The following is a 6326-nucleotide window of genomic DNA, read 5'->3' on the forward strand; positions in this document are numbered from 1 at the left end:
GGAGGAGAACGACATGAGCCACACCGTTGTGGTGGTTGCCGCCGATCACGCGCAGCTCGCGCACGCCTGTGAGCTGGCCGTCTCGGCGGGAGGCCCGCCCGTCATCGTGCTCGCCGGCACCCGTGACACCCTCGCCGAGATCGGTGGGGCGCCGGCCGAGCGGATCGTCTTCGTCGAGCGCGCGTCCGACGTCCCGGTCGAGGCCCTCGCCGGAGACGTGGCCGCGGCGGTCGCCGATCTGCACCCCGCGCTCGTCCTGGCCCCCGACCGCAGCGCCGACCGGATCCTCCTCGGCGCCTGCGCCGCCGCGCTGGACGCGCCGATGATCACCGGCGTCGACACCATCGCCGTCGCCGACGGCCACCCGGTGATCACCCGCGTCCTGTGCGGGGGCATCGCCACCGAGGATCTCACCGGCGACGGTGCGCTCGCACTGTTGGTCGACGGCGGCGCCGCGCTGCCCCCGGGCGAGGGCGTCCCCGTGCAGGAGGTCCCCGCGAACCCGCTGGGACTGACGCTGTCGAGCGAGTCCCCGGCCCCGCACGATCACGTCGAGCTGGGCTCGGCCGCGAAGGTCGTCGCGATCGGCCGTGGGCTTCGCAGTGGCGCGGACATGGCCCTCGTCGAGGACCTGGCCGGTGCTCTCGGCGCCGAGGTCGCATGTTCGCGTCCGCTCGCCGAGGGTCTCGACTGGCTGCCGCGGGACCGGTACATCGGGGTGTCCGGGCAGGACGTCGCCCCCGGGCTGTATCTGGCCCTCGGCATCTCGGGGCAGCTGCAGCACACCTGCGGCATGCGTGGATCGGACACGGTCGTCGTCGTCAACACCGACGAATCGGCCCCCTTCTTCGCCGAGTGCGACTACGGCATCGTCGGTGACCTCTACGCCGTCGTCCCCGCCCTCACCAGGGCCTTGACCGGGGCGACGACATGAGCGACGTCGACTTCGAGGTCATCGTCGTCGGCGCCGGGATCGCCGGCTCCGTCACGGCCTACCGCCTCGCCGCCCTCGGCCACGAGGTCCTGCTCGTCGAGCGCGGCGCCGAGCCGGGCGCCAAGAACCTCTCCGGTGGGGTCCTCTACAGCCGCGTGATGGAGCAGGTCTACCCGGCCTTCCTCGAGGAGGCACCGCTCGAGCGGCGGGTGACCCGCAACTGCCTGAGCTTCCTCACGCCGACGTCGCACGTCAACGTCGACTACCACGACGACCGGCTCGCCGACCCCACCAACGCGGTGACGGTGCTGCGCGCCAAGCTCGACCCGTGGCTCGTCGCCCAGGCGGAGGAGCGGGGCGTCACGGTCATGCCCGGCATCCGGGTGGACGCCCTGCTGCGGGACGGCGCTCGAGTCGTCGGCATCCGCGCCGGCGAGGACGAGTTGCGGGCCCGGGTCGTCGTCGCGGCCGACGGGGTCAACTCGTTCCTGTGCCGGGAGGCCGGCATCGCCACCGCCCCGCCGCAGCACCACCTCGCTGTCGGGGTGAAGTCGGTGATCGGTCTCCCGCGCACGACGATCGAGGAGCGGTTCGGGCTCACGGGAGACGAGGGTGCCGCCTACGCCGTGGTCGGCGACGCGACCCGCGGCGTCGGCGGCGGCGGGTTCCTCTACACCAACCTCGACTCGCTCTCCGTCGGCGTGGTCCTCCGCCTGGACGACCTGACCCGGTCGGGGCTCGGCTCCTCGCAGGTGCACGACGCGTTCCTGGAACACCCCATGATCGCGCGGTTCCTGCGCGACGGGGAGCTGCAGGAATACGGCTGCCACCTCATCGCGGAGGGCGGCCTGCACGGCATGTCCGACCTGGTGCGACCCGGCCTGGTCGTCGTCGGGGATGCCGCGGGTCTCACCCTCAACACCGGGTTCACGGTGCGGGGCATGGATCTGGCCGCGGGTTCCGGTATCGCGGCGGCCACCGCCATCGACGAGGCACTGCGTCGCGGGGACGTCTCCGCGGCGGGTCTGGCCGGGTATCCGGCACGGCTCGGGAAGTCGTTCGTGGGCCGCGACATGCGCACCTACGCGAAGGCCCCGGCCTTCTTCGAGAACCCGCGGCTCTACCACGACTACGGGTCGCTGCTCAGCGACGTCCTGTACGGCGTCTACGACCTCGACACGACGCCGCGACGGCACCTGCTGCCGACGGCGTCGACAGCCCTGACCCACTCGGCGGTGACGAAGCGGATGATCATCAAGGATGGCCTGGCGGCCGTGAGGGCGCTGTGAACGGCGAGACGTGGGGAGGGGTGCCGCAACGGCTCGCCCGCGACCACTTCGACGTCGACGACGAGCAGGGTCACATCGTCGTCGACCAGGAGGTCGCTCGCGCGACCGGGACCGGTCGGCTGCTCGTGCGCGTCTGTCCCGCGCACGTCTACACGGAGGAGGCCGACGGCACCATCGGCGTGGAGTACGCCGCGTGCCTGGAATGCGGCACCTGCCTGGCCGTCGCGGCGCCCGGGGCGCTGCGGTGGCACTACCCGCGCGGAGGCTTCGGAGTCGCCTACCGCGAGGGATGAGGTCGCCGGGACGCCGTCCGTCCCGGTGCCGAACGAACGTCGAGGAACGGAGTCAACGATGACCAGCATGACCGCGAACGGCATGACGGCGGTGCGCGCCGATCTGAGCGCGCACACCGTCACTGTCGAGCACGTCCCGATCCCGGAACCCGGTGAGGGTGAGATCCGCATCGCCGTCAAGGCCGCCGGGGTGTGCCTGTCCGACGTCCACCTCGTCGACGGTTCGATCGCGCCGCAGTTCCTCGAGGGGTCCGTCGTCACCCTCGGCCACGAGGTCGCCGGGATCGTCGATTCGCTCGGGCCGGGCGTGACCGGCCCGGAGGTCGGGACCCGCGTCTTGCTCCAGGCCGGACACCAGACCCCCGAGGGTCGGATCCTCACGCGTGGCGTCGACTACGACGGCGGCTACGCGCAGTACACGGTCGCCCGTGCCGAGACGGTCGTCCCCATCCCGGACTCCCTGCCGTTCGAGCAGGCGGCCATCATCCCCGACGCCGTGTCCACGCCCTGGGCCGCGGTGAGCACGACCGCCCACATCCACGCGGGCGAGAGCGCCGGTGTCTGGGGACTGGGTGGACTCGGAGCGCACGCCGTCCAGCTGTTGCGGATGAGCGGCGCCGCCCCGATCATCGCCATCGACCCGCTGCCCGCCGCGCGCGACCGCGCGCTCGCCCTCGGCGCCGACGCCGTCGCCTCGCCCGACGAGGCCTTGGACGTCATCGCCACGCTCTCCCCCGGGGGACTGGACGCGGCGTTCGACTTCGCCGGCGTCGGTCCGGTGCGCACCCAGGCGCTGCGGGCCCTCGGCGTCCACGGGCGTCTCGTCGTCGTCGGTCTGGCCGGTCAGGGCTTCGAGATCGAGTCCGACACCACGTTCGCGTTCAAGGGCCAGGCAGTGCTCGGGAACTACGGCAGCGAGGGGACCCACGTGCGGGAGCTGGTCCACCTGCTCGAGTACCACCGCGTCGACTTCTCGACGAGCGTCAGCGGCACGTTCCCGCTCACCGAGGCGCCCGCCGTCATCGAGCGGCTGGCCCGCAAGGAGAGCAACCCCATCCGGTTCGTCCTCCTCCCCTGAGGCGGGCCTCGGTGGGCCCACACCCGGGCGGCGTGCAAGCCTCGGCGTCGATCGGGGCTCATGCGTCGGCGATACCCCCGGGGCCGCTGCGCGCTCGGGCCGTCCTCACCGGGGCGCCCTCACTCCGCAGCCGCCATGGGCGTTCCGGGGGGCAGCACCTCACCGAGCCCGGGACGAGGTCCTCGTCCGGCCCTGATCCTGAGCTCCGCGGTCGCCGGAGGCCTGGGCGAGCGTGCGGACGCGCTCAGAACCCGGCCGGGAGGCGTGGGGTGTAGGCCTCTTCGAGTCGGGCGATCTCGGACTCGTCGAGGTGCAGGTCGAGGGCCGCGACGGCGTCGGTGAGGTGGTGCGGTCTCGTCGCCCCGACGATCGGTGCCGTGACGACGGGCCTGCTCAGTAGCCAGGACAGGGCGATCTGGGCCATGGGTACCCCGCGCTCGGCGGCCACCGCGGCGACGGCCCGCACGATCGCCGCGTCGGAGTCGAGGTAGATACGCGAGCCGAACGTGTCGGTCTCGCTGCGGGTGGTGCTCTCGCCCCACGGGCGCGTGAGGCGACCCCGCGCGAGTGGGCTCCACGGCAGCACACCGATGCCCGTGGCCTCGCAGTACGGGTGCATCTCGCGCTCCTCCTCACGGGCGAGGAGGTTGTACTGGTCCTGCATCGAGACGAACCGGGTCCACCCGCCGAGATCGGCCGCCGCCTGCATCGAGACGAACTGCCACGCCCACATCGACGACGCCCCGATGTACCGCGCCTTGCCGGCACGGACGACGTCGTGAAGGGCCTCCATCGTCTCCTCGATCGGGGTGTCCGGGTCGAAACGGTGGATCTGGTAGAGGTCGACGTAATCGGTGTCCAGGCGGCGCAGGGAGGCGTCGATCTGCTCCATGATCGCCGCGCGGGACAACCCCGAGCCGCCGGGCCCGTCGTGCATGCGGCCGTGGACCTTCGTCGCGAGCACGATCTCCTCGCGGCGGGCGAAGCGCCGGAGCGCCCGGCCGACGAACTCCTCGGAGGTGCCACCGGAGTAGACGTTCGCGGTGTCCCAGAACGTGATGCCGAGGTCGACCGCCTGTCGGAAGAACGGTTGGGCGGCGTCCTCGTCGAGGGCCCAGGGGTGGAAACCGCGTGAGCCGTCGGCGTAGCTCATGCAGCCCAGGGCGAGGCGGCTCACGCGGAGCCCGGAGTCACCGAGGCGGGTCTGTTCCATGGGGTCACCCTAGAGCGGCGACACGTCGTGCCGTCGAGGTCGGAGAGACGCGGGGCAGGCCGCCACGAGGTGGGGGACGAGTCCGCCGCGCACGCCCGCCGGGGCTCTGCCGGGGCGGCTCACGGGAGTCGCCGAGCGGGGCGCAGGGCGGTCTCGACGGCCCGCCGAGGACCTGTCCGAGGGACGAGATCACCGGGGGTCGATCCGGGGGGCCCAGACCGCTGGGACGGGGTGCCCCGGGGGGAGGGTGGCGGCCGTGTCAGGCGCATGACCAGGACGAACGTTCGACCCCGACCCTCGGCGTCAGGACTTACATCGTTGTGATTTTCTGCGTGACACGCCCGTTCCAGCCTCCCCGATCCGGGCGATCGAACCTAAGGTTGGGGTGTGTCGCCAAGCAGCCTGATCTTCGTCGCCGTCGTCGCCGTCTGGGCTGCCTATCTCGTCGTCGATACGAGCCGCCGACGCGAATACCTCGCCACCGCAAGGACGGTCGAGCGTTTCTCCTCCTCCATGCGGGTGCTGCAGCGCCGTGCCGTCCGTCGCGAGAGCGCGGAGGCCTTCGAGGCCAGTACCGCTCCCATGCGCAGCACCTCCTCGGTCCGGCTCCACCGCGGCGCGCAGCCCACCCGCGCCGCCATCGAAGCCCGCGCGGCGCGGGCGGGAGCCGGCATCATCGCCCGTACCGGTGGGGGAGCCGCCGCCCTCGCCGAGCGCGAGCGGGAGCGCGCCGCCGCCTACCGTCGCCGGGCGCGCCTGGGCGCGGCGGTCACGCTGGCCGTCGCCCTCACCACCCTCGTCGCCGCGGTGTTCGCGGCCCTCGGGCACCTCACGTGGTCCGCGCCGGCCATGGGTCTCGCGACCACCGGGCTCCTGCTCGTGCTCCTGCGGCGGCACGCCCTCGCAGGTCGGCGCGTCGTCTCGTCGGCTCGTCCGGGCGATGCCCCGGCGACCCGCCGTCGTCGTTCCAGTGCGGCGCCCGTCGCCGCCACCGTCACACCGGGGGCGACGACCGAGGTCGCGGAGACCTCCGTCGCGACCGGGGCGCCGGCATCCGAGCCGGTGGAGGTCGTCGTCGGCGAGCCCGCACCGTTCGACTACGCCCGCGAGGTCGAGCCGTCGGTCGTCGCCGAGCAGGCCTACGCCCAGCGCGTCGCGGCCCGCGCGGAGGACTCGGACCCGCTGCTCGCCGACAGCGGCTGGGCGCCCGTGTTCGTCCCGCCGCCCACCTACACCCTCAAGGCCCGCGCCGAGCGTCCGTTGCCCCCGCCGATCGAGATCGAGGACGTCCCGGTGCCGGTGGAGGTCGAATGGGAGGACCTCGACGCACTGGCCTACGGGCGGGCCTCGGGGCAGTGACGCGCCCGTGAATCGCGCGTCGTCAGGGGCCTGAATCCGCTGTCGCCGAGGCGATTCGGAGCATCGCGAGCCGGGTGCTATCGTGATGTCTCGCATCAGGGGCTGTGGCGCAGTTGGTAGCGCGTCTCGTTCGCAATGAGAAGGTCAGGGGTTCGAATCC

Annotated in this window: 6 protein-coding genes; 5 read left to right on the forward strand and 1 reads right to left on the reverse strand. The window is 72.7% G+C overall.

The genetic code is table 11. The features are described 5' to 3' along the window. Window positions 1-13: 13 nt before the first annotated feature. The 4 genes from RT054_RS14040 to RT054_RS14055 are packed head-to-tail and all read left to right on the forward strand — an operon-like array spanning window position 14 to window position 3594. A complete protein-coding gene (locus RT054_RS14040; protein ID WP_313024701.1) occupies window positions 14-934 on the forward strand; it encodes an electron transfer flavoprotein subunit alpha/FixB family protein in 921 nt (306 codons plus the stop codon). After that, the gene (locus RT054_RS14045; RefSeq protein ID WP_313024704.1) at window positions 931-2223 is read left to right on the forward strand and encodes an FAD-dependent oxidoreductase; all 1293 of its coding nucleotides are present in this window, start codon (window positions 931-933) and stop codon (window positions 2221-2223) included. The genes RT054_RS14040 and RT054_RS14045 overlap by 4 nt, the downstream gene beginning before the upstream one ends. Further along, window positions 2220-2516: a 4Fe-4S dicluster domain-containing protein gene (locus RT054_RS14050; protein ID WP_312719964.1), complete on the forward strand. Its 297-nt coding sequence runs from the start codon at window positions 2220-2222 to the stop codon at window positions 2514-2516. The genes RT054_RS14045 and RT054_RS14050 overlap by 4 nt, the downstream gene beginning before the upstream one ends. 58 nt (window positions 2517-2574) lie before the next feature. Continuing rightward, entirely contained in the window at window positions 2575-3594 is a 1020-nt protein-coding gene (locus RT054_RS14055) for a zinc-binding dehydrogenase (protein ID WP_313024707.1), read from the forward strand. Window positions 3595-3838: 244 nt separating this feature from the next. Here RT054_RS14055 and RT054_RS14060 read toward each other — a convergent pair whose 3' ends face one another. After that, window positions 3839-4807: an aldo/keto reductase gene (locus tag RT054_RS14060; RefSeq protein WP_313024709.1), complete on the reverse strand. Its 969-nt coding sequence runs from the start codon at window positions 4805-4807 to the stop codon at window positions 3839-3841. A gap of 387 nt (window positions 4808-5194) precedes the next feature. On the opposite strand from RT054_RS14060, the gene RT054_RS14065 reads away from it, so the two are divergent. Then, window positions 5195-6166 (forward strand): hypothetical protein, encoded by a 972-nt coding sequence (locus RT054_RS14065; protein ID WP_312719958.1) that lies wholly within the window; start codon window positions 5195-5197, stop codon window positions 6164-6166. The last annotated feature ends 160 nt before the right edge of the window (window positions 6167-6326 follow it).

It is taken from the genome of Mobilicoccus sp., from assembly GCF_032060985.1.
Classification (GTDB): Bacteria; Actinomycetota; Actinomycetes; order Actinomycetales; family Dermatophilaceae; genus Mobilicoccus.